38 protein-coding genes are annotated in these 23,150 nt (G+C 61.6%); 3 read left to right on the top strand and 35 right to left on the bottom strand.

The window, feature by feature from the left end; all coding sequences use genetic code 11:
• Positions 1–40 precede the first annotated feature (40 nt).
• From LQK81_RS14850 to LQK81_RS14780, 15 genes are all read right to left on the bottom strand, one after another.
• Positions 41–358 carry a hypothetical protein gene (locus LQK81_RS14850; protein WP_230807122.1) on the bottom strand — a complete coding sequence of 106 codons (318 nt, stop codon included), beginning with the start codon at positions 356–358 and terminating at the stop codon, positions 41–43.
• Positions 359–429: 71 nt separating this feature from the next.
• The gene (locus LQK81_RS14845; protein WP_230807121.1) at positions 430–849 is read right to left on the bottom strand and encodes a hypothetical protein; all 420 of its coding nucleotides are present in this window, start codon (positions 847–849) and stop codon (positions 430–432) included.
• Positions 849–1,043 (bottom strand): hypothetical protein, encoded by a 195-nt coding sequence (locus tag LQK81_RS14840; protein ID WP_230807120.1) that lies wholly within the window; start codon positions 1,041–1,043, stop codon positions 849–851. Before LQK81_RS14840 ends, LQK81_RS14845 begins: the two co-directional genes overlap by 1 nt.
• A complete protein-coding gene (locus LQK81_RS14835; protein WP_230807119.1) occupies positions 1,040–1,972 on the bottom strand; it encodes a phage tail tube protein in 933 nt (310 codons plus the stop codon). The genes LQK81_RS14840 and LQK81_RS14835 overlap by 4 nt, the downstream gene beginning before the upstream one ends.
• 29 nt (positions 1,973–2,001) lie before the next feature.
• Positions 2,002–2,430: a hypothetical protein gene (locus LQK81_RS14830; RefSeq protein ID WP_230807118.1), complete on the bottom strand. Its 429-nt coding sequence runs from the start codon at positions 2,428–2,430 to the stop codon at positions 2,002–2,004.
• 3 nt (positions 2,431–2,433) lie between these two features.
• The gene (locus tag LQK81_RS14825; RefSeq protein ID WP_230807117.1) at positions 2,434–3,111 is read right to left on the bottom strand and encodes a hypothetical protein; all 678 of its coding nucleotides are present in this window, start codon (positions 3,109–3,111) and stop codon (positions 2,434–2,436) included.
• Between the two features lie 35 nt (positions 3,112–3,146).
• Positions 3,147–3,551 carry a hypothetical protein gene (locus LQK81_RS14820; protein ID WP_230807116.1) on the bottom strand — a complete coding sequence of 135 codons (405 nt, stop codon included), beginning with the start codon at positions 3,549–3,551 and terminating at the stop codon, positions 3,147–3,149.
• Positions 3,551–4,216 (bottom strand): hypothetical protein, encoded by a 666-nt coding sequence (locus tag LQK81_RS14815; RefSeq protein ID WP_230807115.1) that lies wholly within the window; start codon positions 4,214–4,216, stop codon positions 3,551–3,553. Before LQK81_RS14815 ends, LQK81_RS14820 begins: the two co-directional genes overlap by 1 nt.
• A complete protein-coding gene (locus tag LQK81_RS14810) occupies positions 4,216–4,398 on the bottom strand; it encodes a hypothetical protein (protein ID WP_230807114.1) in 183 nt (60 codons plus the stop codon). Before LQK81_RS14810 ends, LQK81_RS14815 begins: the two co-directional genes overlap by 1 nt.
• 59 nt (positions 4,399–4,457) lie before the next feature.
• Complete coding sequence (locus LQK81_RS14805) at positions 4,458–5,735, bottom strand: phage major capsid protein (RefSeq protein WP_230807113.1); 1,278 nt, start codon at positions 5,733–5,735, stop codon at positions 4,458–4,460.
• 50 nt (positions 5,736–5,785) lie between these two features.
• The gene (locus tag LQK81_RS14800; protein WP_230807112.1) at positions 5,786–6,388 is read right to left on the bottom strand and encodes an HK97 family phage prohead protease; all 603 of its coding nucleotides are present in this window, start codon (positions 6,386–6,388) and stop codon (positions 5,786–5,788) included.
• A complete protein-coding gene (locus tag LQK81_RS14795) occupies positions 6,375–7,628 on the bottom strand; it encodes a phage portal protein (protein WP_230807111.1) in 1,254 nt (417 codons plus the stop codon). The genes LQK81_RS14800 and LQK81_RS14795 overlap by 14 nt, the downstream gene beginning before the upstream one ends.
• A complete protein-coding gene (locus LQK81_RS14790) occupies positions 7,625–9,433 on the bottom strand; it encodes a terminase large subunit (protein ID WP_230807110.1) in 1,809 nt (602 codons plus the stop codon). Before LQK81_RS14790 ends, LQK81_RS14795 begins: the two co-directional genes overlap by 4 nt.
• On the bottom strand, positions 9,408–9,839 hold the full coding sequence (locus LQK81_RS14785) for a P27 family phage terminase small subunit (protein WP_230807109.1): 432 nt from the start codon (positions 9,837–9,839) through the stop codon (positions 9,408–9,410). Before LQK81_RS14785 ends, LQK81_RS14790 begins: the two co-directional genes overlap by 26 nt.
• A gap of 134 nt (positions 9,840–9,973) precedes the next feature.
• Entirely contained in the window at positions 9,974–10,300 is a 327-nt protein-coding gene (locus LQK81_RS14780) for a hypothetical protein (RefSeq protein WP_230807108.1), read from the bottom strand.
• Between the two features lie 100 nt (positions 10,301–10,400).
• Between LQK81_RS14780 and LQK81_RS14775 the strand changes: the two genes are divergently transcribed.
• On the top strand, positions 10,401–10,649 hold the full coding sequence (locus tag LQK81_RS14775; RefSeq protein ID WP_230807107.1) for a hypothetical protein: 249 nt from the start codon (positions 10,401–10,403) through the stop codon (positions 10,647–10,649).
• On the opposite strand, the gene LQK81_RS14770 is transcribed toward LQK81_RS14775, so the two are convergent.
• The 3 genes from LQK81_RS14770 to LQK81_RS14760 all read right to left on the bottom strand — a co-directional run bounded on the left by LQK81_RS14770 (position 10,646) and on the right by LQK81_RS14760 (position 11,843).
• Positions 10,646–10,894, bottom strand: a complete 249-nt coding sequence (locus tag LQK81_RS14770; protein ID WP_230807106.1) for a hypothetical protein — start codon at positions 10,892–10,894, stop codon at positions 10,646–10,648. The two genes, LQK81_RS14775 and LQK81_RS14770, sit on opposite strands and share 4 nt — an antisense overlap.
• Positions 10,895–10,934: 40 nt before the next feature.
• On the bottom strand, positions 10,935–11,126 hold the full coding sequence (locus LQK81_RS14765) for a hypothetical protein (RefSeq protein WP_230807105.1): 192 nt from the start codon (positions 11,124–11,126) through the stop codon (positions 10,935–10,937).
• Positions 11,127–11,669: 543 nt separating this feature from the next.
• On the bottom strand, positions 11,670–11,843 hold the full coding sequence (locus LQK81_RS14760; protein ID WP_230807104.1) for a hypothetical protein: 174 nt from the start codon (positions 11,841–11,843) through the stop codon (positions 11,670–11,672).
• A gap of 444 nt (positions 11,844–12,287) precedes the next feature.
• On the opposite strand from LQK81_RS14760, the gene LQK81_RS14755 reads away from it, so the two are divergent.
• Entirely contained in the window at positions 12,288–12,470 is a 183-nt protein-coding gene (locus LQK81_RS14755; protein ID WP_230807103.1) for a hypothetical protein, read from the top strand.
• A gap of 378 nt (positions 12,471–12,848) precedes the next feature.
• Here LQK81_RS14755 and LQK81_RS14750 read toward each other — a convergent pair whose 3' ends face one another.
• The 15 genes from LQK81_RS14750 to LQK81_RS14680 all read right to left on the bottom strand — a co-directional run bounded on the left by LQK81_RS14750 (position 12,849) and on the right by LQK81_RS14680 (position 19,961).
• Positions 12,849–13,454 carry a DUF6362 family protein gene (locus tag LQK81_RS14750; protein WP_230807102.1) on the bottom strand — a complete coding sequence of 202 codons (606 nt, stop codon included), beginning with the start codon at positions 13,452–13,454 and terminating at the stop codon, positions 12,849–12,851.
• Positions 13,451–13,888, bottom strand: a complete 438-nt coding sequence (locus LQK81_RS14745; protein WP_230807101.1) for a hypothetical protein — start codon at positions 13,886–13,888, stop codon at positions 13,451–13,453. Before LQK81_RS14745 ends, LQK81_RS14750 begins: the two co-directional genes overlap by 4 nt.
• On the bottom strand, positions 13,885–14,508 hold the full coding sequence (locus LQK81_RS14740) for a ribonuclease H family protein (RefSeq protein ID WP_230807100.1): 624 nt from the start codon (positions 14,506–14,508) through the stop codon (positions 13,885–13,887). The genes LQK81_RS14745 and LQK81_RS14740 overlap by 4 nt, the downstream gene beginning before the upstream one ends.
• 73 nt (positions 14,509–14,581) lie before the next feature.
• Positions 14,582–14,941 carry a hypothetical protein gene (locus tag LQK81_RS14735; protein ID WP_230807099.1) on the bottom strand — a complete coding sequence of 120 codons (360 nt, stop codon included), beginning with the start codon at positions 14,939–14,941 and terminating at the stop codon, positions 14,582–14,584.
• On the bottom strand, positions 14,938–15,276 hold the full coding sequence (locus LQK81_RS14730; RefSeq protein ID WP_230807098.1) for a hypothetical protein: 339 nt from the start codon (positions 15,274–15,276) through the stop codon (positions 14,938–14,940). Before LQK81_RS14730 ends, LQK81_RS14735 begins: the two co-directional genes overlap by 4 nt.
• On the bottom strand, positions 15,273–15,728 hold the full coding sequence (locus LQK81_RS14725) for a hypothetical protein (protein WP_230807097.1): 456 nt from the start codon (positions 15,726–15,728) through the stop codon (positions 15,273–15,275). The genes LQK81_RS14730 and LQK81_RS14725 overlap by 4 nt, the downstream gene beginning before the upstream one ends.
• The gene (locus LQK81_RS14720; protein ID WP_230807096.1) at positions 15,725–16,102 is read right to left on the bottom strand and encodes a hypothetical protein; all 378 of its coding nucleotides are present in this window, start codon (positions 16,100–16,102) and stop codon (positions 15,725–15,727) included. Before LQK81_RS14720 ends, LQK81_RS14725 begins: the two co-directional genes overlap by 4 nt.
• Entirely contained in the window at positions 16,099–16,377 is a 279-nt protein-coding gene (locus tag LQK81_RS14715) for a DUF6074 family protein (RefSeq protein ID WP_230807095.1), read from the bottom strand. Before LQK81_RS14715 ends, LQK81_RS14720 begins: the two co-directional genes overlap by 4 nt.
• A complete protein-coding gene (locus tag LQK81_RS14710) occupies positions 16,374–17,243 on the bottom strand; it encodes a helix-turn-helix domain-containing protein (protein ID WP_230807094.1) in 870 nt (289 codons plus the stop codon). The genes LQK81_RS14715 and LQK81_RS14710 overlap by 4 nt, the downstream gene beginning before the upstream one ends.
• Complete coding sequence (locus tag LQK81_RS14705; RefSeq protein WP_230807093.1) at positions 17,240–17,785, bottom strand: S24/S26 family peptidase; 546 nt, start codon at positions 17,783–17,785, stop codon at positions 17,240–17,242. The genes LQK81_RS14710 and LQK81_RS14705 overlap by 4 nt, the downstream gene beginning before the upstream one ends.
• On the bottom strand, positions 17,782–18,228 hold the full coding sequence (locus tag LQK81_RS14700) for a hypothetical protein (RefSeq protein ID WP_230807092.1): 447 nt from the start codon (positions 18,226–18,228) through the stop codon (positions 17,782–17,784). Before LQK81_RS14700 ends, LQK81_RS14705 begins: the two co-directional genes overlap by 4 nt.
• Entirely contained in the window at positions 18,225–18,512 is a 288-nt protein-coding gene (locus tag LQK81_RS14695) for a hypothetical protein (RefSeq protein ID WP_230807091.1), read from the bottom strand. Before LQK81_RS14695 ends, LQK81_RS14700 begins: the two co-directional genes overlap by 4 nt.
• Positions 18,509–18,979 (bottom strand): hypothetical protein, encoded by a 471-nt coding sequence (locus LQK81_RS14690; RefSeq protein WP_230807090.1) that lies wholly within the window; start codon positions 18,977–18,979, stop codon positions 18,509–18,511. Before LQK81_RS14690 ends, LQK81_RS14695 begins: the two co-directional genes overlap by 4 nt.
• On the bottom strand, positions 18,976–19,731 hold the full coding sequence (locus tag LQK81_RS14685; RefSeq protein ID WP_230807089.1) for an ORF6N domain-containing protein: 756 nt from the start codon (positions 19,729–19,731) through the stop codon (positions 18,976–18,978). Before LQK81_RS14685 ends, LQK81_RS14690 begins: the two co-directional genes overlap by 4 nt.
• Positions 19,728–19,961, bottom strand: a complete 234-nt coding sequence (locus LQK81_RS14680) for a hypothetical protein (RefSeq protein WP_230807088.1) — start codon at positions 19,959–19,961, stop codon at positions 19,728–19,730. Before LQK81_RS14680 ends, LQK81_RS14685 begins: the two co-directional genes overlap by 4 nt.
• A gap of 61 nt (positions 19,962–20,022) precedes the next feature.
• On the opposite strand from LQK81_RS14680, the gene LQK81_RS14675 reads away from it, so the two are divergent.
• Positions 20,023–20,550 carry an Arc family DNA-binding protein gene (locus LQK81_RS14675; RefSeq protein ID WP_230807087.1) on the top strand — a complete coding sequence of 176 codons (528 nt, stop codon included), beginning with the start codon at positions 20,023–20,025 and terminating at the stop codon, positions 20,548–20,550.
• On the opposite strand, the gene LQK81_RS14670 is transcribed toward LQK81_RS14675, so the two are convergent.
• The gene (locus tag LQK81_RS14670) at positions 20,547–21,812 is read right to left on the bottom strand and encodes a tyrosine-type recombinase/integrase (RefSeq protein ID WP_230807086.1); all 1,266 of its coding nucleotides are present in this window, start codon (positions 21,810–21,812) and stop codon (positions 20,547–20,549) included. The two genes, LQK81_RS14675 and LQK81_RS14670, sit on opposite strands and share 4 nt — an antisense overlap.
• Positions 21,813–22,160: 348 nt before the next feature.
• Positions 22,161–23,051 (bottom strand): 2OG-Fe(II) oxygenase, encoded by an 891-nt coding sequence (locus tag LQK81_RS14665; protein WP_230807085.1) that lies wholly within the window; start codon positions 23,049–23,051, stop codon positions 22,161–22,163.
• Positions 23,052–23,150: the final 99 nt, after the last annotated feature.

The following is a 23,150-nucleotide window of genomic DNA, read 5'->3' as shown; positions in this document are numbered from 1 at the left end:
CGCGCCCGCAGGCCCCTGCGCTAAATGGAGAGCTCCGGGCCTACGCGCGCTGACCCGATGCAACCAGAGGCAGGGGTCCCTTTTGGGAGCCGATAGGGGGGCCCGTTTCGATGCCGATTGACACCTGGAGTTTCAGCCATTCGCCATCGACGGCGTTCATGAACAGGTGGAAGTGGCGAAGATCGTCGCCGTGGATTTGGTGATCACGCGCATACTGGCTGAGGGCGAGGTAGCTGATTGGCCCCTCGCCCCCGAACGCCCCATAGAAGCGGTCGTATTGAAGCGCGTCGAAGGCCCGGAAATACAGTTCGTGCCAAAGCTCCGGCTCGAACTCCTCGTCGTCTCCCTCCGGCTGCAACCATTCCTCGTCGGGAAACGCTGCAGCCAGTTCGTCGAGCCAGTCGTAGAAGGCAACCGCCCCCGCCCGCTTTATGCGGTTGCGGAAGGCTTTGCGGAGTTTCCCACTTCGTCCTCGACGAACTCGATATCCGTCTCGGACACCCTGCCGGCGCAGTATTCGACGGCGGCGACCACGTTGCGGTATTCGGGGTCGGTCATGATCTCCAGCGCCATGTCCATCGAATAGGCGACGTCCAGACCGCGCCAGCCGTGCAGGATGTGCTTGGCATAGAGTTTGCCGAGTTCCGTCGTCATGACCGCAGACGGGATCCCCGCCTTCTTGTACTGCCGCGACAGACGCTTGAAGAGGATATCACGGGCGATCTGGTAGGCCGGCAGGTGGAGCGACGAGACATTGAATTCGACGCCCGGCCAGTCGGGAAACTCGATCCAGTCACCCTTTTCTTCGCGCGCCAGATTGGCCTTGAGTGAGGCAAGCTTTACGACCATCAGAGATCACCTTCGGGGATAGAGACGAGGCCTTTGTCACGCATCAGTTGCGCGAACCCGGCCGGGACCGGGACGCTTTCCACCCCGGCGATGAACTGGACCGGCGTTTTCCCATCCGGGTAGCCGGTGAAGGAAACCGCCGGAACAAAGGTTTCGGCAGTCGTCGAGGACGGAAGTTCACGCTTTCTGGTCATGCCGGCGTCCGCGTGATCGTGATGGAGGCGCCCGACGTGCTGTCGTAGCGCGCCTGGAACGGCACTTCGAGCAGCACAGCCCGGCCGTTGCCGCCTACGGTGGGCCCGCCGTCGAGAAGCTTCACCTTCGGCAGGGCGATGGCGTAGGAATTGCCGAGTTCGTCGGTGAGCGTCGTGGAGAGCGCCACGTCGTCATGATCGAGGATGGCCTTGTAGGTATCCATGTTCTCGAACAGCGTCGTCAGGGAGCCGGTCACCTCGAAGCGACCGAGACCGTGCGAATAGGGCTCGTAGGAGCCGATGACGTCGTTCGCATAGATGTTGTTGCGGATGCTGACGTTCATCGCCTGCACCTTCGGCGCATTGGCGATCCCGGTGAAGGACATGGCGGAGACGTTGAGGCCAGCATTCATGACCGGCGTATCGGTCGCAGCCGTATACGTGGCCCCAGACAGGATCGCGCTCGTCGGAGCGGGCGAGCGGAGGCCCATGATGCCCCAGTTCGCGCCGATCGACTGCCTCGAAGAAAGGCGAAGGTCCAACGTGTTCCAGCGGCAGCCAACGTAGCGAATGAACGTGTCCGTCGCGCCCTGCTCGAACATCTTTTCCAGCGTGCCCGCCTGGTGCAGAACGCCGTTCTTCAGGACGTTGGTCGCCCAAGTGGCGCAGAGCAGCCGTTCAAACCATGTGTCGTAGGTTCCGTAGGACAGCAGCGTGTTGATGGTGCCCTGAACCATCCGGCCGACGTCGACGATCGAGGCGACGTTGCGGTCGGCGCGGATCTCGTCGGGAATGTCCGTCTGCTTGGAAATGCGGATGTCCGACGACACATAGCGCATGGTCTGGAACGTGGGAGTGGCCGGCGTGGTGCCGATGACGGCTTCCGTCACGTCGGCAAGGCGGACCTGTGAGCCGTCAGCTACGGTCATGGTAAGCTCCTGTGGTTGAGAGTGCCGCGTTACGGCGTGGGAAGGCTGGTGATGTCGCGGCGATACCAGCGGATGGTCGCAGCGATGGAGAAGTAGCCGGGGAAGTCCTCCCCGGGTTCCCCCGCTCCGATCGACATTTCCGGCATGAACAGCGAGCCGATCGGCTGCTCGCGAAATAGGTTGAGGAGGTCATTCGCCCAGACGCGTGCCTGGCGGCTGCCTTCGCCCGATTTGGTCATGACATGCAGGTAGGTCACGCCCTCTTCGAGGAACTGGTTCGCCTGCGGTGCTCCGAATGTCTCCTGCGCGTAGCTGTCTCCGTAGATCTCGACGAAGACGAACGGCGCGCCGGCATCGAGCAGGTGTTGCGCGAACTCGTTTTCGAAGACGAGCGCGGTTGCCGCCCAAGCCGTCTTCAAACGATTCTCGAAGGCGTCGAACGTTGCGGGGCTTGCCATGTGTCAGACCTGATTGATGACGACGGCGGGATAGGTGATCGGCATGCCGGCTTGCCTGTCCCTACGCGGGGCGAGCGTGGTGCGGCCGGCCCGGAAGGCGCTGGATCGGTTGTTCGTCTTCGCGGCGACGCCTGCCCCGCTTCCCTTCAGGATGTACGGCATGGCCGGATGAAGGCCCGACCCCATTTCCAGCCAGCGCGTCTCGAAGCTGAACGCCGATGAATTGCGCCCCTCGTTGCCGAAGGCTCTTGCCAACGCCCGCTTCGTGCCGTCGAAGATGGCAAAGCGTTTCGTGCTGAGGACGCCGCCTTCTGCCTTGCGGATGTACGGCTGGAAGTTCGTGATGATCACTTCGTGCTCAGGCCCGATGCCGTCGAAATTCGTGACGATCGCCCGGTTCACGATGACGATGAAGGAATTCCGGAACCGCCCGCTTTTGACGGGTGACCGCTTGCGCAGTTCCTCGAGCGCAAAGGTGATGATCGGCTCCCAGAGCGAAAACTCGTAGACGATCGGGCCGGGAAGCTGCACCGCCTCCTCAGGCAGGCCGCGCCGGCTGTTCACGTACCGCTCAAAGCGAGGGCTCGCCCTTCCCGATGCGATGATCTCGGAGACGCTGCGTTTGGCAAACGCGGCGAGCGCGACGCGGATGGCCTCCGGTTCCAGTCCCTCGGTCGCCATCCGCAGCTCCCGGTCGAAAGCCTCGAACCCAGCCATCAGCCGGCCACGATCATATCGGTTCGAACCCAGACGTTCGCCATCAGGATCGCCTTGGAGGCCCTCACCTGGCGCTCGCGGCCCTGAATGACGACCTTGTCGGTGGTTCTCGGTACCCGCGGATCAACTGCGCTGCCAGACACAATGTTGTCGTCCTGCCCCGGCCAGCCAGCAGCGGCGATCTCTGTTGGCGACAGCGTGACGTTGAGGTCGTTTTGCGTGATGGTGCCTGCTATCTGATCGGCGGACACAGCTCGCACAAGTGCCCGACACGCTACCTCGACCTTGACGCTCGCCGCGCTGCGCTTCACTTGGCGGCTGATAACAATGTCCTCGCCGCGACGCGAGAGCGCAGCGTCCAGGCGGGCAATGGAGCCGGCCGGAGTGTCGGAAAGCTGAAGCATCAGGCCACCGGATTGAAGAAGCGACCCAGGCGGGCCATGAATTCGGGCGGCAGGCCAGCAGTATCAGCGCCCGGCGTGGAGCCGACCCACCGGTCTGTTTGGACGGTCTCGACATCGACGATCTCGACCCTCGTCGACTTCACAAGAGGATCGATCGAGGCTTGCGAGAGCCGGAGGCGGACAAGGTCCACGACTACGCCGGCCAGGCTGAACGGCACCGTTTCAAAGCCGGCCTCGTACTCGACGACAATTTCGCGCGCGCTCCAGAACGACTGATGCCCATCGACCCACCGATAGAGAAGGCCGGGCTCGGAACGCAGCGCCCGCGCATCCAGCGTGACCGGCCGACCATCTTCCGTGATGGTGACAATTTTCACGTTGTGGCGGCGCGCAAGGACCAGAACGTCGCGACCGGAGCCGCAAAACGTCTCCTTGACCGTCTCGCGCCGCAATGTCGGTTCGGCGCCCTCTTCCTCCTCCGTTTCCCCGACCGAAATCCGGCAGGCCTCGACAATCTCGGCAGACACGCGTTTGCCAAGCTCCGTCAGCTCCGCGTCCCGGCTCGTGTCATTGGCGGCGAGGCCGGCGGCGGAGCGAAGGGCCTCGATCGGCGCAAGCAACAGATCCTCTGCCGGCGTGCTGATCTGGAGGAAGGAGGTAGCCATCAGCCGCGTTTCTCGTTCGCACGCGGCTTCACGGCGCGCTCAGTCGGCTTTTCGTCGACGGGAACGGCATAGCCTGCCTCGACAAGACGCGACGCCTCCTTGCTGTCGAAGCGATCGGTCTCCTCGTTCGGAGAAAGCGCGAAGTTGATGCCGGCCAGGCCGACAAGCATCCTGATTTTCATGATCGCCTCCATGGGAGATGGGCGAGCGGCCCGAAAGCCGCCCGCTTCTGTTTCGCCGCTTACGAGGCAGCCGTGATGAGGTGCTTGATGGCGGCGGTATCACCGAGCTCGCCGTCGAAGCGGATCAGGCCGGCGATGCCGAGATCCGGCCAGAAGCGTTCGCGAAGAACGCCGATGACCGGAGACCCGACCTTGCGGACGAAGTACTTGGAGAAGTCGCCGAACAGCATGACCTTCTTGGCCGCTGCCAGCGCGTCCATGTCGTCGTTGATGCTGTAGGCGTAGCCGAGCAGCGTGCCCGGCTGCGACGTCTTCACGTCACCCATCTGCCAGAGGTAGTTGCCCTGGCCGTCCTTCAGCTTGCGGATGGCGGCGAGCGTGGTATCGGCGAACATGAACCGAGCCTTCGGCGAACGGCGGTATGCCGAATTGACCGAGTGCAGCAGATCGATGATCTCGTCGGCAGTGATCGCACCCGTTGCGGCTGCAGTTCGGCCGAGCGAGGACGCCGTCGCAACGCCGTTCGGATCACCGGTGCCGTCGCCGACGGTCAGTTCCTTGTTGGCGATCCGGGCGAGACGTTCGCCGAGGAGCGAGCCGAGCAGGCTTTCCATGTTGAAGACGGAATCCTGTGCAAGCTCCATCGAGAACTTCACGAACTCGGTGTCGTACACGTAGGCATCGAGGCGCTTCTGCGCGAAGGTCGCATCCTTGCCGCCGTCGTCGGTCAGCGCAGTGCCTTCCGTGTGCTTTTCCGCGGTGACGGCGGTGTCATCGACGGTCGGAAGGTTGATCTGGTTGCCGGATGCCGTGTTGAGGACGGTGCAGATGTCCTCGTCGTACATCGGGCCCCAGTCCTTCATCGTCTTGATGATCTGGTCGGCGAGTTCCACCGGCACGGTATAGCCGCCGGGGCCGCCGCTGGTCGTGACCTGCGTGCGGAACTCCTCCTTGGCGACGACACCGGCCTTCAGAACGGCGCGTTCCTCGCTGGTGAGTTCCATGGGATCGGCGCCGCAGGCAAGGAACTTGTGGAAGACATGCCGGTATTCCAGCTTGTCGCCCTCGTCCTGGCCACGGCCCTCACCGTCATTGGTGGAGACGGGACGCTTTTTCGCCCGCTCCTCCTCCGAGCGCTTTTCGAGGCGGGCAAGGTTTTCCTCGCGCTCGATCTGCTTTTCGAGGCGGTCGTGTTCGGCCATGGCCGCGTCATGCGCCGTTTCCAGTTCCTTCGCGCGCGCCTCATCGGTCGCCGCATTGATCTGGTCGAGACGTTCGCGAGCTTCGGTGACGATGGTCGCCTGTTTCTCGCGCAGTTCCTTGATCCGATTGCTCATCGGTTCATCCTTTCAACGATGTGTTGTGGGATTGGGCTTCGGCGCGAGGCCTAGGCTTTACTCCTCGCCCGCATTTGCAGGTCGAGGGAAACTTTCATGCCGACGCGATGGGCGGCGGCGTTGAAATTCTGCTGGCGCTTTTCCTTGCGCGCCGCATCCAGGGAGCGCATCGCTACGCTCGTGCCTTCATAGGCGGGCTCGGAAACGATGCTGACCTCGCCGATTTCGACTTCGAGCAGGGTGCGGAGCGGCTTTTCGCCGGATTCGTCCCACATCTCCCTGACAACATTGAACCGGAACGACATTCCCGAGACGTCGCCGCGCTCGATCAGCGTGCGGACGTCGCGGCCGTCAGAGGTGTCCGGAAGGTCGATCTCAACGGCGAGGCCCTTGGCATCTTCCTTCACCCGCAGCGTACCCGCCGACACTCGGCCGAGGACGCGCCCCCGGTCGTGGTTGAAATAGGCGCGCACATCGGCAGTTTTCAGCGAGTTCGTGAAGGCACCGCGTGCGATGACCTCGTCGAAGTATCCCGCAATGTCGGCGACCTCACCGAAGATCACGGCGTAGCCGGTAGCTGTCGTCTTTTCACCATCGGCGCGATGCTCGACCGGTGAGACGAGCGACCGGACTTCGGTCTCAGGCATTGTCATCGTTCTTGTCTCCGTCGATGTCGTCGGCTGATTTGGCAGGGGCCGCCGGCTGCTGGCCGAGCACGACCGTTGCGCCCTGCACCAGAAGCTCGTCCGCGGACGGGTTCTTGTGCTTCGGACGGTTCTCCAGCGCACGCGCCTCGTTCGGCGTAAGCTGTCCAGTCTGGATGCCGCGTGCGATGCCCTCGATTCGGCTCTTGAAGTCCCCGCGCATCAGGCCGTCCAGATTGTGTTCCACGTACTGGCGGCCACTGAACCGCCCGAACAGCTTCAGGTTCATTTCGCCCTCGTAGGCCGACACCCATTGGCCGATCAGATGCTTGACGAGATGCAAATCCTGCTGCTCGGCATTGTTCAGTGTCGCCCGGGTAAGATCCTGCAGGAACACGGGCGGCAACTGCCAGCTGCGGGCGATTTCCTCGACCTGAAACCGGCGCGCGTCCGTCATCTGGCCTTTTTCCGGGTCGATCCCGACCGCATTCAACTCGTGCCCGGGCGGAACTGGGAAGATCGGTTTGCTGCTCTTCTTGGCCTCCTGGATGGCGTCGTGGACGTCGGCAAGTGCACGCTGCACGTTCTTACCAGTGGCGCCGGCCCCGGTGAGTGCCAACGGCGGGACGCCGCCGCCTGCAAAGAAGGTGCTGCCATAGTCGTTCATGGCGATGGCAAGCTGGATCGCCTTCGTTGCCATGGCGATCGGGCCGCGGTGCGAAATCTGGTCTTCCTTAAGCATGAACGGGACGTCGATCACGTCCTCGGCCGAGTATTCCTTGTTCTCGTACTTGTAGACCAGCGAGAAACCGGAGCGCCGGATCGTCGTCTTTCGCGGGTTCATCGGCCAGAGTGCTTCGATCTGGTTGCCGTTCCGCTCGATCCAGGCCAGCCCGCGGCCGCCGGTAAACACCTGCTGCCAGAACCACTGGTCAAACTTGAACTTGTCCATCAACGGGTTCGGGTTCTCGTGGAGAACCATGGCCGTCCGGCCGATCATCCGCTCGGCACCGTCCTTCGTCCGCCGATAGGCGTGGCGGGGGATCGCCGCCATGGTGCGCGACAGGAAGGTAACCGCAGCCAGCACGGCCGGCACCGTCAAGGCGGATTCGATCGTGACGCTCGGAAGATTGACCGACTGGAGACCGAAGAACGCGAGGAAGTTGCTGTCACTCACCGGAACGGACGGGTTTTCCGGCGAGTTCGCAGAGCGGGTTTCCCTGCTGATGTTGAAGCCTAGGAGTTTCATCGTGCCACCAGTGAGAAGTTAGGATCATCCCAGGGCGACACAGGCGCCTGATACGTCTCCACGACCTCGCTGGCGCCGGCGAGCATCGCCAGCACCACAAGGCCGTCAATTCTGCCGCGCTGCGCCTTCTTGACGAAGAAGCGGTTGTTCTGCGGGTCCGCCTGAATGGCCGCGTTGCCGGAACACCATTTTGTCACCGGGCTTTCGTCAATCGCGATCTGCTTCGTCAGGATCATGTCTTCGAGCTGCTGGAGGCTGCGCGGCATCCAGAGTGCCTTTTTCGACTGCATGCCCATCCGGCCTTGGCCATGGATCATGATCTTGAGACCGGAGCCGTACTCCTCTTCAGGCGACCACACCCAGGTTTCGAGGCCGATACGGTCGCACGCCTGGCGGAAATCCGTCAGGAATGCGGGGTCCACGACCATGACCTCGACGTCGAAGTCATTGACCAGTTTCTGCACCTCGGCCGCCACGAAATCGTACTCGATCGAACGGCCGGGGACGGCATTGATCAGCTTTGCCGCTGCCCACTCGACATATTGGGCGTGATCCTCTTTGGCCCGCTCGGCGAGCTTGTATTCGGGCTTCCAGTATCGGACGCTGGCATGAAGCACCTCGTCATCGTCCCGGAAGCCGATGCCAAGCGCGGTAAGGTCGTTCTTTTTCGACAGATCGAGCGAGAGGAACACCGTCCGGTGCTTCGCCTGCCTCATGTCGACTTTCTGCTGAACCCCTTCCCAAGCATCCAGATCAATCCAGTATTCCGACGAGCCGACCGGCACGCCGAAGTAGAGCTTTTCCGTCTGCAGCCGCGTCCCCACCGAATGCCGAGAGGAGTTGACCTCAATCCGGACGTTCTCGATCGGGAACGTGATGCCGAGGCACGGCATGGACTTCGGCCAGCAGCTTTCGTCCTCGAACGGCTTATCCTTCGCGTCCACCCTGGCGATGAATGCAAAGGCGGAATCGTCATCGGCTTCACCGCGCAAGATGCGCTGATGCGTCTCGCTCCATTCGGTGGCGATGACCTGGTCGGCGGCCGGCGTGTTCGTGCTCATCCAGAGCAGGAAGTCGCCCGGCATCTTCGCGCCTGCAGAGCGCCAGGTCTTCAACGGGCCGTCCGACTTCCATTCATGGATCTCGTCCGCGGCGACATACGAGGGGCGCGGGCCGTTCACCCGCTCATCGCCTGCCAGCGCCCGAAACTTGGACCCGCTGGCCGGATGCTCCAGCATCCATGTCATGTCGCCAGTGCCGCGCGGCAGGACGTCGCCGCGGCCAACGAGGGATTCGCCATCATAGGCCGCGTCTGGCATTTCGGCGTTCGCCATCGCGACGGCATCACCGAACAGGACGTTCGCCTGGTTGCGGTCCTTCGCGATCGCGTAGCATTCGGCGCGCGGGATACCGCGATAAGCCAGCGTGTAAAGGCCGATGGCGGCAGCTACCGGCGATTTGATCTGCCCCTTGCCTGCCTCGACCCACGCGGTGCGGAAGCGCAGCCGGCCACTCTCTCGGTACCAGCCGAACAAAGATCCGACGACAAAGGTCGTGTAGCTCGGCAGGTTGAACGGCTCGCCAGCCTTGGCGCCGGCCGTCACGGTCAGCATCGCCGGGAAGAAGCCAAGCGCATGGGCTGCCTTCTCCGGACGCCACACCAGGCCGCGCTTGTGGCCGTTCTCCAGATCGTCGAGGTGGCGCCGGCAAGCGCGTACCGCAAACTCGCCAGCAACAATCCGCCCTTCCACGACATCGCGTGCCCAGGCGGTCGTCGGATCAGCCGGCGCGGCTGGTGTAGGCATCTGCTGCCCTCGGCTTGGCCTTCTTCCGTTTGACGGGGACCAGTTTGCCGCGCCGCGTCGGTGTAAGCCCCAGTTCTCCCTCCGCAGTGGCGATGATCTCAGCGCTCTGCCGGAGGACCGTCCAATAGGCGGAATGCGACGGCACCTTTGTCTTCCTTGCCGGAACGACGGCCCCCTGTTCGGCGACAGTATCTGCCGTGCGATCGTAGATGATGCGGAACACAACAAGCCTTTTGATCGCATGGCCATTGGCAACGGTCAGCGCCTCGGCCTCCTTGAGTTCCGTGACAATCGCTGTCCATTCCTCATGCGCGCGGACAACCTCGGCAGCATCCGAGAATGTCAGGGACCAATCCGGCTCGGGGGGCGTCCCTGCCCCACCATCGATAGCGGTCAGAATGCTCATGGGGCGAAACTCCCCCTTTCCAAATTTCTTGCCACTGCAAACGATGGCCCCGGATGGTCGGGCCCCCTAGCCGCCCTTGAAGGCGACCCTCCCCCTCCCCGATGTTTCACGCGGAGCGTTTCACGGGGTCCGCATCAGGTCCGGTGCCAGGGGTGGTTCGGGTCGAGCGGCGTCCCGTCCGATCGGGCACCCTTCACGATCAGTCTGCCGTCCTGCCTGCGCTTCCCTGTCGCCGTCTCCTTCACGAGGGCGTCGTGGTAGCCGCAGAGCGTGCGGGTGTTGCTCAGCACGTCATAGGCGGTCGGGTGATCGACGTTCGGGCGGCGCTTGATGTGGTCGCAGGTGAGACGGTGTGTCGGTGTCTGGCAGCCAGGTACGATGCAGCGCCATCCGTCCCGCTCGTGGGTCGCCTTCTTCAGCGCTCGCCAGTGGGTGGAGCGGTAGTAGGTGTTACGTGCCACAGTGCTTCCGATACGGCTTGCGGTATTGCGTCACTTCTGCTGATCTGCTCGCATGCCGGGTGTTTTCAGGACTGGCATGGGTCAACCTTGGGAGGATGGAATGGATCAAGAATACGCAGAAGATCTGATCGCCGAACTGGCATCACTGAATACACTAGCCCTCACGGCCTTAGCCGCAATCGCGAAAGTTAAGGCGGACCCAAGCGGGTATCTACAGGCGGTTTTGGAAGACGGCTGCGCCGCCATGGAAAGAACCAACTACTACTCGATCCCGAAAGACCGCCAGGCCGTTGTGATCGAGAAGGCGAAGGCTCGATTCACCGACGCGATCACCAGCATCAAGCTCTAGCGCTCTGTTTTTTCAAGGTGCGCGTCTATCGGCTTCTCCACCTGCATCCGGGTTTCCGGCTTCACCTGCTCTACTGCCGCCAAGGCTTGGGAGGATATGAGGGCAGCGAGGAAGACCATGACGAACACCACGACCGTCCATTCTGTCGTGGTTGCGGGCTCACGAAGGCGCTGGAAGACACGACCGATCAGCGTCTTTGCTTTCGGCTCTGACCAGCCCCTTCCGTAACCCGTGAGTTTGCTCATCGTCTGGCTTCCATGAGGGCGGCGAGGAGAGCGAGGCGGGTCATGCGCGAGGCCGCGCCAGCCGATCGGCGGCAAATTCTGCTGCCTGGGCGATCCGAACATCAACGAGGGCGGCAATCGCGTCGATAACCCTCTGCACCTCCGCAGAAGATGCACCGAGCAATGCTTCATCCAATGCACGACCGAGTTCATTCACGGCCTCGCTCTCGTCAGCATCCTCGACGTTTGGCATCACTCTCTCCGTGAATGCAGAAAACCCGCCCTGCGTGACAGGACGGGCTCTGGCGCTACCCTTGGGTGGCGTTGAAATCTTTGGCCTTTTCGGCTTAAGGTAACTGGCGGTTACCTTTTCTCGGCAAGGTCAGTTCGTGCATATTTTGCACATACTCGCCTGCCTACAGGCTTACGGATAGATCAGGACGGGCCGGGCGCTTTACGCCGTTTCTACGTTTCCAGCGGGGGCGGCGTCGGCAACCACCCCACTCCCATTTCGAGAATTCCGACAATCTCGCCGTCCTGAAGGGTTCCGGGAGGCTGGGCATTGCGCGCCGGTCACTGGCTTCCCAGCTTCCGCTCCTATCAGACGCGGTGCTCCCGAACTGAATCAAAAAGGGCGACTTTCGCCGCCCGTCGCATCGTCCGCATCGGCAAGAGGGCGACCAGAGTGACCCGTAGAGGTTGCTAGACTATCGAATGCGATCAGTTAGGTTTCGTCTTCATCTTCATATCAATGCACATTCTGATTCGCCTGATGCGCCTTCCCCAGAAACAGTTGTCAGTTGCAAGCCACGCTGCGCGGGGCGGAGTATCTGAGGTAGCACTGACGATTCTGGCGGAGCTGTACGGCGCGCGCGCACATGGCGTGTTCGACGAAATTGAAGGCGTATTGACTGATCGGTTCAGCAGCGCACCAGAGATAGTCGAAGAAGTTTTGGACATCCTGACCCATGCGCGGTGTTCCATTTCATCGCCATAAGACGCCAGAAGATCCGAAACTCCGTAGCTTTTCACTAGGACGGTGCCGAACTGCTTACGATTAACACGCCAAACGTGCAGGAAACAAAAAAGGCCGGGGCGTAGACGCACCGACCTTCCTCACCAATCGCTATTCCTCCAGTGCCAGTACATCCGTGGTCAAAGTCAGACTGCGATTGCGGCATTCGCGAGCGGCAGATGCATCCAGCGCTCTTAGCGATACCGATAGTGGTCATATAGAAGACCATTGTGCTTGAAACAAGTCCGGCTCGCATAAATGCGGCCTTCATTGAGACGCAATTGTTTTCTTGCTAATCAACTCACTTGCGCGCACTGTTCGGTCTTCAGCAGCCAATTCCCAGGGCGCTGCTGCTTAAGGGCCCTCACACCCTAGCCCCCCACGCGAAAGGAGGACTTCATGTCTTCCAACGTGCAGCATGTCGAGTTCGCGACAAGCGACCTTCGAATTCTTCAACGAATGCTCAAACACGCCTCTTATCTCACGGCCAACCTGCGACCTTTGGAAGGGCCGCTGTTTTTCCGGTCGAGCAAAGTTCTTAGGCGCTTCCTGACGACGGTTGTCCAGGTTCCTGCTGAATGAGGGCCCCGATGACCAAGACCAATTATGAGTCTCGACAGGAGTCCAACGGAACATGGAGCGTATTCGACCTCCGGTCGGGCATGCCCGCAACCCAGTCACTTCTGCCCGTTTGCGATCTCACAGAGCTCAAGGCCAACGATATCGCGTTGGCGATGAACCGAGCTCCTTCGGTCTCACCGTCACGCTTGCACCGCTACGCGATCCAAGGACTGCCGCCACAACTCATGCCTTCAGATCAAAGCCGCGGCCGAGTGTCCTAACCGGGATGCGGTTTTGGGGGGCAGGAGCAGTGTGTGGTGAAAGCCCACACTCTGTTCGCGGATCAAACCGCCGTGTTGGCGAGGTACCCGACGCCAGCATGCTGCCCGAAGAATGATGCTACTCCGCCATCGTGCTTATGAACGGCCGCGCCCGGGCACGCCGGGGTTCGATTACTCGTAGCGATGCAAGAGCAGGGTCGACTTGCGGCCTTGCGTCCGAAGCGCGCCAGGCTGTGACGCAATTTCCGGACGTTACCGTTGTTGATGCGATATCTGGCTGAATTTCGGACACGAGGCAATCCGGGGTCAGAAGCCGAATTTGGCATTCTTGGTTCAGCCTGTCCGCAATCCGCTGGCAGATAGCGGTTACAGAGCGGCGCAGCGTTCTTTCGTTCAGGTCATTTTCCGCGGCGAAGGCGGCGATCTTCATGCCTTTTCGCACCTTCACCCACGACCAGGCGTAGATCAGCTTGCGGTCGGCCTCGCTCGGCAAGGCGTTCACCCATGACCAGACCTGCTCCATTCGCCCCAGCGCGCCCGCTGACGCGGTTTCACGATATCGGGCGACCACGGAGCCATACGCCTCGCTGTGGCGCTGCACGGCCTCAGGCAAGGACGAGCCGAACGCCTGGGGTCCTTTGACCGCCGGAGACATGCGCAGCGTGTCCGCCATCTCGAGGATCCGGTCTTCAACTGCCTTTGCCGTCCAGTCGGTGAAATTCATGCTGCTTCTCCTGTCGTTTCGATTTGGCCCTCAGCGGGCTTGAACTTGACCGACAGCAGAACAAGTAACGCATCGCTCGTCGGCACTCCGCATTTCATGGATCGGACCTGTCGGCGCAGCCGGCCGAGGTCAATGGCGTTGAAGTCGTCGACCAGAGACGGCCGGCGGATGAGGTCGGGATGATTGACTAGTAGCCGGGAGACCGCCTTGATCATGTCGGCGTAGAGCTCCCGCGCGTTCTGGCGGGTGCCCGTCATCAGCATGAAGACGAGGCGGAGGTGGCCGGCACCATAGCGCTGACCGATGTCGCGGACCGTTGGCTTGCAGTAGCACTCGAACGGCCGACGGCTCGCGGGACTGTGCTCGCGAGCCTCGATAAGCCTGACGCCGCATTCCCGGGCGATCTGGTAGATGTTGACCCTGTGGACCGTCACGCCGCCCCCATAACGCGCTTGTACTGAGCGGTGAGGTAGTCGACGACGACAGGTTCGGCTTCGATGCCGGCGCCATCCATAGCCTGTTGCCGGCCCATCAGAGACAGCTCGTCGGCGCGCTCGTTGCCGAGGGTGCCGTTGTGGCCCTTCACCCACTGGATGGTCAGAGCGCTGCAGGCGTTGAGAGCGGCATCGATTTCCTTCCAGAGGTCGAGGTTGGCAATGACGCCGGTTTCCGGCTTCGTCGCGTTCGGTCCCTTGCGGCTCCAGCCGTTGCGCTTCCATTTGTGGCGCCAGTCGTTGCAGCCGTTGACCACGTACATGCTGTCGCACCAGATCGTGACCGGCTCGCCCTTGAGGAAGTGCTGACGGACCCAATCGATGGCTTGGAGCATGCCGGTCAGTTCCATGGCGTTGTTCGTGGTCTCGACGAGGCCGCCGCAGATCTGGCCGACCTCGACGCCGTCGCGATAGATCGCCACTCCCCAGCCGCCGGCGCCGGGGTTGGGCTCGCAGGCGCCATCGCAGAAGAGGTGATAGCCGGCCGACACCAGCGACATGTCGAAGGGCGCATGCTTCTTGGCGGGGCGAAAACCGTTCTTGTAGGGCCGATAGTTCATCGGGTGGATTCCTTTCGAAGGAGGAAGATGCGGGCGAGGAAGCGCGCGCGGAGCTTGATGATGTCGAGGAGGATCATGCTGCGGCTCCTTGAGGTGGGAGGGACCAGCGGTTACCCCTGCCGCGGATGCTTATCTCCGCCTGCCAGGATGCAAGCTTGCCGGCGCGGTCGAGCCGAGCGAGAGAACGCGAGACGGACGCGAACGTGGCCTTATTGCGGGGAAGCCCGAGGGCATCGACGATGTCGCCGGTGGTCGGCAGGTGGCCGATTTTGCAGCCCGTGGGAGCCGGAAAGGCCCTCATCACCGAAAGTATGTTCACCTGCATCTCTGATAACCGGTTATCAACCTTCCGTTCTGGAACGTTGATAACCGATGCTCCGGCGCCCATGCGTGCGCGGTCACCGGGGAGGATGAATTCGGGCTCGATGGTCATGCGCCCTCCTGCACTGCCGCCGCTTGGCGGGCCCGCTTCGCGAAGGCGGCCTGGATCGTTGTCGTCAGGTCGTCGAAGGTTTTCTCGCCAGAAATGATCGATGCCGCGTGTTCGGGGCATAGCTCGTCCAAGGCTCTGGCCCGTAAAATGGCGCCGGCACTCACATGAACGCCTTCCGCTACGGCTTGGAGCCGCTGGATCGTCCCGTTTCGCTTTGCCCTTACCCGGCAAGCCCCGCTGCAGGTGAGCGCATCGCTGCGTCCGGTCTCGAATAGGCAACCGCATGCCGCGCAAGCGTGGATGTAACATTTCGTCGGAAGTGTTACCGGCGTCATGCGTCCCTCCCGAAGATATGCGGCAAGCAGGCATGCACCATCCGTACCGCCTTCGCTTCCTCCCGGGCGGCGAACTTCTCGATCCGACGGTACATCTCGGCTTCGATCTTGTCGGAGGCCGCCACGCCAATGGCGAAAAACTTGTCGCGTAGCGCAATGGCCGCCGCCTCGGACTGGCATGCGGCGATGACGTGGGATCGGGGCAGACGCTCGCCCTCGTCGATGAGCCGGACGGCGCCGATCGCCACAAAGGTCTTCGGCATCACCTTCTGAACCTGCAGGACGAAGAAGATGTCTTCCTTGCGGTCGCTATCCCATCCGCCGCCGCGGTGCGCGAACATCTCCAGATGCTCCGGCATGGGGCGCAGATAGGGTCCGTAGGGCTGGTGAAAAGCGAGCACCCACTGGCCGGCCTCGATGGGCACGAGTGCTGTCATGGTCGAGGTCTTCATTCTGTACCTCCGTACTTTTTCTCGAGACGATGCCACCATGCGGCTTGTTTTGGCGTGAGGCGGAGAGGTCTGGTCCTGCTGGCTCTGTTCTTCATGCCGAGCGCAAATTCGCGCTCCTTCACGGAACTGGACGCATGCTCCAGGATGATCGGAACGACCCTGAGAACGTCCATCGCCGCCACAGATTGATCCGATCGCTTGTGGCGGGAAACCAGTCTGGGCTCTTTTGGATTTTCAGGCTCCGTGGCGTGGTCGGGCCGGTGGGCGTCGATCCAGCTCCACGCTTCTCGCGCTGAGATGAACGGGCCAGCCAGCCTCCAGTTGCCATTGTCTGCGACGTAGTACGACCCGTCTTTGTGCGCCTTCACAATCATGCTGCACCGTCCGGGGAACGGCCCTTGTCAATAACGATGTAGTCGCGCCGCAGGTACTCCTGCTGGACGGCGGCGCGGAACAGGTGGATCTCTCGGCGCACCTGCTCGTCGGGCAGACCCAACCCTTCGAGCTTTTCCCGGAAGTGCCCCACCGTCTTCCGCCAGTATGCGTCTCTGCTGGCCTGGTTGGCCGACGTCTGCAGGACTTCTGCGCACCGACGCACCTTCCCTACCCGCGCCGCAAGCGGAAACGGGATCATCTGGCAATCTGTCACGATACCCTCCTGTCGGTCGCACGCGCGCGCGCAGAGTCATACTCAGTGCCCTCCGGGCGGGCCAAAGCCTGCGGCCTTGGAACGCATGCGACGGCTGCGCCGCCGCCGTAACCATGCTGATCGGTTTCGTCGTGTTGAGACGTCAGCGATGAACGAGAAGGCGTGCTGATTTTTTCTTGGGAAGAAGGGGGGGCCGGATCGGCAAGCGCTGTGGCGATATTGATCGCGGATTTCTCGTCCGGGTTAATATCTATAGTCATGTCTGTAGTGGGACTTCCGGTCCATGCCAATTCTGGTGCGGAAGTGGAACTTCCGGTCCATGACGGGGCAGCGTTCATAAATTGCCAGTCGTCGTGAACCGGATTTGACGGCAGGACAGGGTCCGGCACACTCAGTCCCGGAGCGTATCGACGCCGGCGATCGTTCGCCTTCCGTCTGCCCTTCTCCCTGTCGCTTTCAGAAATCGGGATGGCGGTAGCGGCGTTCGAAGAATCCGAACATGCCGGTACGCCCTCAAGCACCTGATGCGCCCATTCCTCGCAGAGGTAGTAGGCCTTCGCGTTCGCCAGGGCTTTGTTCGGCGTCAGGCTTCTGATGGTCGCCTGCTGCTTCTTGGGGAGATCAGAAACCTTGACGGGGAAAATGGCACCGAGCTTTTCGAGATACACGAGCAGGTCATGCACGTTGCGGACCGAGCAGTTCAGCACCTCGGCCATTTCCGGCTGGCTCGGCCAGCACACCCGCATGGCCTGATGAGCTTTGAAGGTGAGGAAGGACAGGAGATCGCGGTGGATCTTGTGGGTGCGGAGTTCCTGGCTCGCGAATATCCCGGCTTGGAACGTTGTTTTCCAATTTCGCTTGCTCATCGTCCGCCCTCCCTGTTCGATTTTTCCACAGGCTCGCCGTCAATGGTACGTCGCGCCTTCTCGATCATTTCTTGGGCCTTGGGCTGGTAGATGCCGATCACGGCGCCGTAGAGCTTGCTTGCGAGGTGGTCATAGTCGAACGGGCCATCCGACCAGCCGCCGGTCCACATCGGGACCATGCCCTTTGCTCGGTTGGCGGCCGTCTCCTCGATGAACCGTTCCAGATCACCCGGGCCGGCTGTCTTCATCGAGGTGACATGCCACACCGGCTGGACATCGCGCGACTTCCACATCGCCGAGCTGTGGCGCGCCTGGCAGATGTCGCGCCGGACTTCGCCTCTGAAAGAGTTGTTCCACTGGATGACGTAGATGTCACCGACGCGGGGTGTTGTGTCGGTCGTGTCGACCACGACGCATTCACCCGGGCGGATAAAGGGCATAGAGTATTCGTCCTCGACGAGGAACGGGACGCAGCCGGGCGGTAGCTCACGGTAGACGTTGAGGGTGTTGTGCTGCTGTGGGCGGGAGGCGATGGCTTTCATAGATTGAGCCCCCCAATCTTGCGGCCGATGAAGGTGCGCAGGCACGTCTCCGTTTGGACACGTCGGTCCATCGCGGATTTCAGGTCGAAGGTGCGTTGACCGTCGATGATGTCAGCGCGAAGGCGGACTTCGTACCTGCTCCAAACACCGGTGGCAGAAGGCCGGCCGGATTCGTAGACACCGTCGCCCTCGTACTGGCCGGTGCGCCGGCGGGCGGTGATCGCAACGGATCGGTTATCGTCGTCGTCGTGCGGGCGGTCGACGAACCACGTCTCGATCATCGGGTCGAGTTCCTCGGCTGCCTTCTTGAGCTCGGCGAGGTGATATTCGAACCGCTCCTGCGGCGAGGTTGTGACCGCTGCGACGGCAACGGCCGCGGTCGGCGGAATGGTGGCGCCGGCGAAAAGACCGAGCGACTGACGGCGGGTAATTCCTCCGGTCATCGGCTTGCCTCCTGATTTACGGGATGGCCCACGACCAGTACGTAGCGATACTCATAGCTGATGTCGGTCCGGTACCAGTGGAGCGGATCTCTCTCGTTCATGGCTTCCGCCAGGCGTGCGGCGTGGTAGTTGATGACGGCGTTGAGATCGGCGGTATCAAGCCAGTGCTGCAGGTCGAACGGCTTTTCCGCCGGCTGTGCCGATGCGACGGCTACGACCGTCGCTGGCGGGACGGAAACAGCGGCAAGGAGGCCGAGGGATTGACGTCTGGTGAGATTGGTCACGACCGCACCTCCCGCTCATAGGCCGCAGTCTGCGAGAGCATGACGGCATAGCCGGCCTGATCGGACGGATAGATCCGAGCCTGGAAGCGGCCGCCCTGATAGTCGTTCAGCGCCTCAGCCAGTTCCCACGCGAGGCGGTTCACGCGGTCGACCGGCGCTTCATCTGGGTCCATGGGATATGCGGCTGCGCCGCTGACGACCATCGGTTCCGGCGGCATCACCTGGGCGAACCACCTGCCGTCGTTGCAGGTGCCGAGCGCTGTCGACAAAGCCTTGGTGAGTCGGCGAACCGTCTCCCACGGGTGCTCATTCTTGACGGGATGGTCGAGCGTTGCCGGTTGGCCGGCAGGTGTGGTATTACGTGCCTCGTTCATTTTCATATCCTTCTGGGGATTGATGGAACCACGGTCCGGAAGCGCGCCAACGCTTGCCGGGCCATTTGCTTTTATGGTGGTCTGTTTCGTCACGATGCCACCTCATGCGATGCATGGGGTATGTCGAGGGCGTAAGCTTCCTGCCAGACGTCAGCGTGGTAGGCCTTCACCGTCCCATAGTTCGCATCGAAGACGTCGATCGGCGGAATGCCCATCTCGCTCGAAACGTGCTTGAGCATGCGCCACTCGAACTCCTGACCGTGGTGGAGCATCGACATCCGCTTGACGGTGGCATAGTTGCGCGACCGATCGAGCTCGATCTCGAGGCGGGTTGCCTTCTTCGTTGCCTGACTGGCGGTGTTCATCGCCGTGGCTTCGCGACGCGAGCCGATCTCTGCTTTCGTTCGTTCAGCCGCAACCCGAGCCTCGTATTCAGCGGCCCAAGCTCTGGCGGCCGCACCAGGGTCGGCGAAATTGGGGAGTGAGATACGCCCTTCACCGATGGCGAAGTAGCGCTCGAGCATTTCCTCGAAGACTTCCCAGGCCGTGTCGTCGCCAAGGGTCTTGGCGATCTTGAGGTATCCCCGCTTGGTGATGAGGATGACGCTTTCCGGTGTGCCACCCTGGGGGCGGGCAATACCAAGCGTCCGAATTTCGGACGGTTGGCTAATCGTGAAGAAGTCCACCGCGTCCACAAACCGGCCCTTGTTGTCGTTGAACCGCTTGCGGGCAGTATCCTTCGGCCGCCGATGCACCTGGTCGATCATGGCGAAGGTGACGACCTGCTGGCCGCGGTATTCGATTTTGCGAAGCTCGGCGCCGCCGATGGAGACGAGCGCGCTCATGCGGCCTTCTCCGAAGTGGAGCGAACCGGCTTGGACAGGCGCTCTGCCGCCCAGGCATCCAGATCGTCCGGCCTATAGAGCGGGATGCGACCAGCGTACTGCATGGCCGGCCCCCCGCCCGTGGATGCCAGCTTGTTGAGGGTGGCGAGCGCTACGGGGATGCCGTGCTTCTGCATCATGTAAGCCGGGACGTCCGAGCGCCGCAGCCGAGGGGTTTCGGAATTCATCATTGCTTAACCGTCTCCGCAAATCGTCATAGCATAAGTGCTATGATTGGATTAGGAGGGAAAAATGTGGTTAAGTCAAGCGCGACATAGCACGCGTGATATGATTTTTGAAAACTGTTTGGGGATGGCGGTGAAAAAGACCAAGGTCAAGGACTATGATCAGTTCCAATTGCGCCTGCCCCCAGGGATGCGCGAGCGCATCAAAGCCAAGGCCGATCGAGCGGGGATGTCGATGAACGAAGCAATCGTCTGGTGCTTAGAGGAATATTTCCCTGCACCGGCCACCCTAGAAGATCGGGTGAATGCACTGGCAATTTCGGTTGCAGCGCTCAAGCGAGGGAACGATCTCGAAGCGCAGATGGACGAAATCGTCGACTTAATCGACAAGACATTGCGCGAAGTCGCAGACGGCAAGATATCCACCAGTCCGGACTTTAGGCATAAGGTCAATCAGCGAGTGGAAGAATGGGATATGGACGAGATCGAGGCCGCGCAGAGTCGCCCATTTGACGACGAGAACTGGGGTTCAGACTACAGCATCGACTTCGCCGACCCTTTCCCCGATCCTGTGCCCCCGGAGAAAAAAGACTAAGCCCGGCGCGGCAGCTCGACCACCTTCGCGCCCTGCCCCGTCATCATCCGGTGAACCTCGCCTGAGACCTTGTTCGCGGCGGCAATCAACACGCTGTCGAGGTGATGGACATACCGCTGCGTCACGTTGCCAGCGGCATGGCCCAGCAGCGCCGAGATTGTGATTTCGGTGAAGCCGAGATCGCCGGCCACGCTGGCGTAGGAGTGGCGCAGAGTGTGCGAGGTGACGCCTTCCAGCCCTGCCAGCTTCGTGATCCTGCCGATAGCCTCGTCGAGCGACGTGTAATGCCCCTTCTCGCTACGCGGGCCTGGAAGCACGTAGGGGTGCCCTGCCTCCCGCGGCACCCTTGCCAGCACGTCGAAGACGGTCCGGCCCACCGGGCGCACCGACGCATCCTCCTTCGAATCGTCCAGCCGGAAGCAGCTGCCGCGCTCGTCGACCTCCGACCACATAAGACCGGCAATCTCGCTCAGGCGGAAGCCGGTTAGGAGGAATAGCCTGATACCGACGATGCCCTGCCACAGCTCGCCCTCAGCAGCGTCTAGGGCCTTGCCCAGCGCCCGATACTCTTTCGCGTCCAGGCGCCGTGTACGCTTCCCTACAGCTGGTTTCTTGATGCCGCGGGCAACGTTATGCTGCACGATGCCTTCGGACGCTGCATAGGTCAGAATGGCGCTCAGGAGCGTCACCGCTTGCGAGGCGGTCCCTGCCCCGCCCTCGACGATAGCGCGGCCACGAAGCTTGCCGGTGCTCTCCGACATCGCCGTCTTGCCCACCGTGACATCGCGCATCATCTTCACGACGTCGGCCGTGGTGAGATCCTGCACCAGCTTTGCGCCGAGCAACGGGATGATGTGCCTCTTCGCCCTGCCCTGGTCGACGTAGAGCGTCGATGCCTTCTTAGGCTTCCCGCGCTTGCCGAAGATCAGCCCCTTGTCGGCAGCCTCGAAATAGCCCTCGCATAGGTCTTTGACGGTAAGCGACTTCCGACGGGTAGCGCGATCGAGCTGAGGATCTTCGCCGCGGGCAACATCGCCGAGGACGGCCTTCGCCTCCTTGCGCGCCTCCTCGACCGTCAGCGGGCCATGTACACCGACTTTGAAGCGGCGCGTCTGCTTCCCAGCACGGTACTGTGCGACATAGGTCTTACGGCCGGTGGGCCAGACACGGACTCCGAAGCCGGGCAGCTCGTCGTCCCATTCGAAGTAGTCTTTCTCGCGCGCCTCGAGGCTATCGATCATCCGTTTGGTCAGCTTTGCCACGGGGCATCCTCGCCGCTACAGGAAGCATATAGGAAGCAGCAGGAAGCAAATTGCGGTAAACTGGCTCCCAACCGTTGTAATCGCAGAAAGCGCTTACCGGTTGAGATTGAACACAAAATCGAATTGGAGTAAACAGCAGGAAGCAGCGGAAAACGGGTTAGGCCTGCATTCCGATTCCAAAGGTCACAGGTTCGAATCCTGTCGGGTGCGCCAAAGCTCCACAGGTTCATCCCAGAAACATAGGCAACAACACTTTCGGACCGAACGGGTTCGGCAAAGGTACGAACCTGCATATACTCGACGGCATGCTCCGTCGTAGGCCCAGTGTACCGCTCCTGGCGCCCCAACCTAATGCGTACCCGCCAGATGCTTCTTCAGGCGTCGGAAGTTGCGCATTACGAGCGGTGGAGCGAGTTCCATCGCCATTTCGTTGACCTTCGTTCGCCAGTCCACGCGGTCCTGCGTGCCGGGGCGGACGCGGAACTGGGTTGTTGCGTCCCGCTTCGTGTCATCCCAGGTCGAGGTGTAGTAGTAGAGCGCGATCGAGCGCCGCGGGGTGCCCTGGGGGTGATTGATCGGCTGCGGATTGCCGTGCATGCTCTCTTGCGTGGTGTTGAATATGACGCATCGGTTGAAGCTTGGAACGACCGATTGGGCGCAGCGGGTCATCTCCTGGTTCCACAGTTCGAGCTGTCCGCCGTAGTCCGCTTGCCAGTCCTTGTTGAGATAGATCAGCATGTTGACGCGGCGTTCCAGGTTCATCGGCTTGTGATGGTTGAAGTCCGCATGGATCGACAGGTGCCCGCCCTGATGAATCCGGTGGAGACCGGCGCCGGCAAAGTACGGGTCGGGGATGAGCCCCTTGATGCCGGTGATGTTCTCGATCACCCGGATAAACGGCCGTGAGTTGAACGAATAGAAGATCTGCCGCGTGGACGGAGGCAGGATGTCCGGGTTGAAGCTTTCCTTCAGGCGCTCCTGATGCCGGTCGAATTTCTGTTCGGCCGCGTCGGAACCGGCCGGAAAATCCTTCAGGCAGGTTTCAAGCACGTTCGGCGGCAGGAAGTCCTCTATCACGATGTGCGGGAACGGATCGGCCTGCTGGTAGCTCTGGTGAAGTTCTGCGCCTTTTTCCCGATCGATATTGCTGGAAACAAGCCCGAATTTTTCTTCCATTTCATGCAGATAAACCATGATCTGTCCCCAAGAGTATCTGACGGTACCGTTGTTCTGGCCCAATGAGAGTCTACATGACCGGCCTGGCGTCGCAATTGACGGGAAACCAACTTATGTGCCATGCGGGTTTACTCAATTCGAAGCAGCCGGCTTTACTCTCGC

It is taken from the genome of Rhizobium sp. GN54 (genome assembly GCF_021026345.1).
Taxonomy (GTDB): domain Bacteria; phylum Pseudomonadota; class Alphaproteobacteria; order Rhizobiales; family Rhizobiaceae; genus Mycoplana.
The sequence above is the reverse complement of the archived record's forward strand: the minus strand, read 5'-3'. Positions and strand labels throughout refer to the sequence as shown.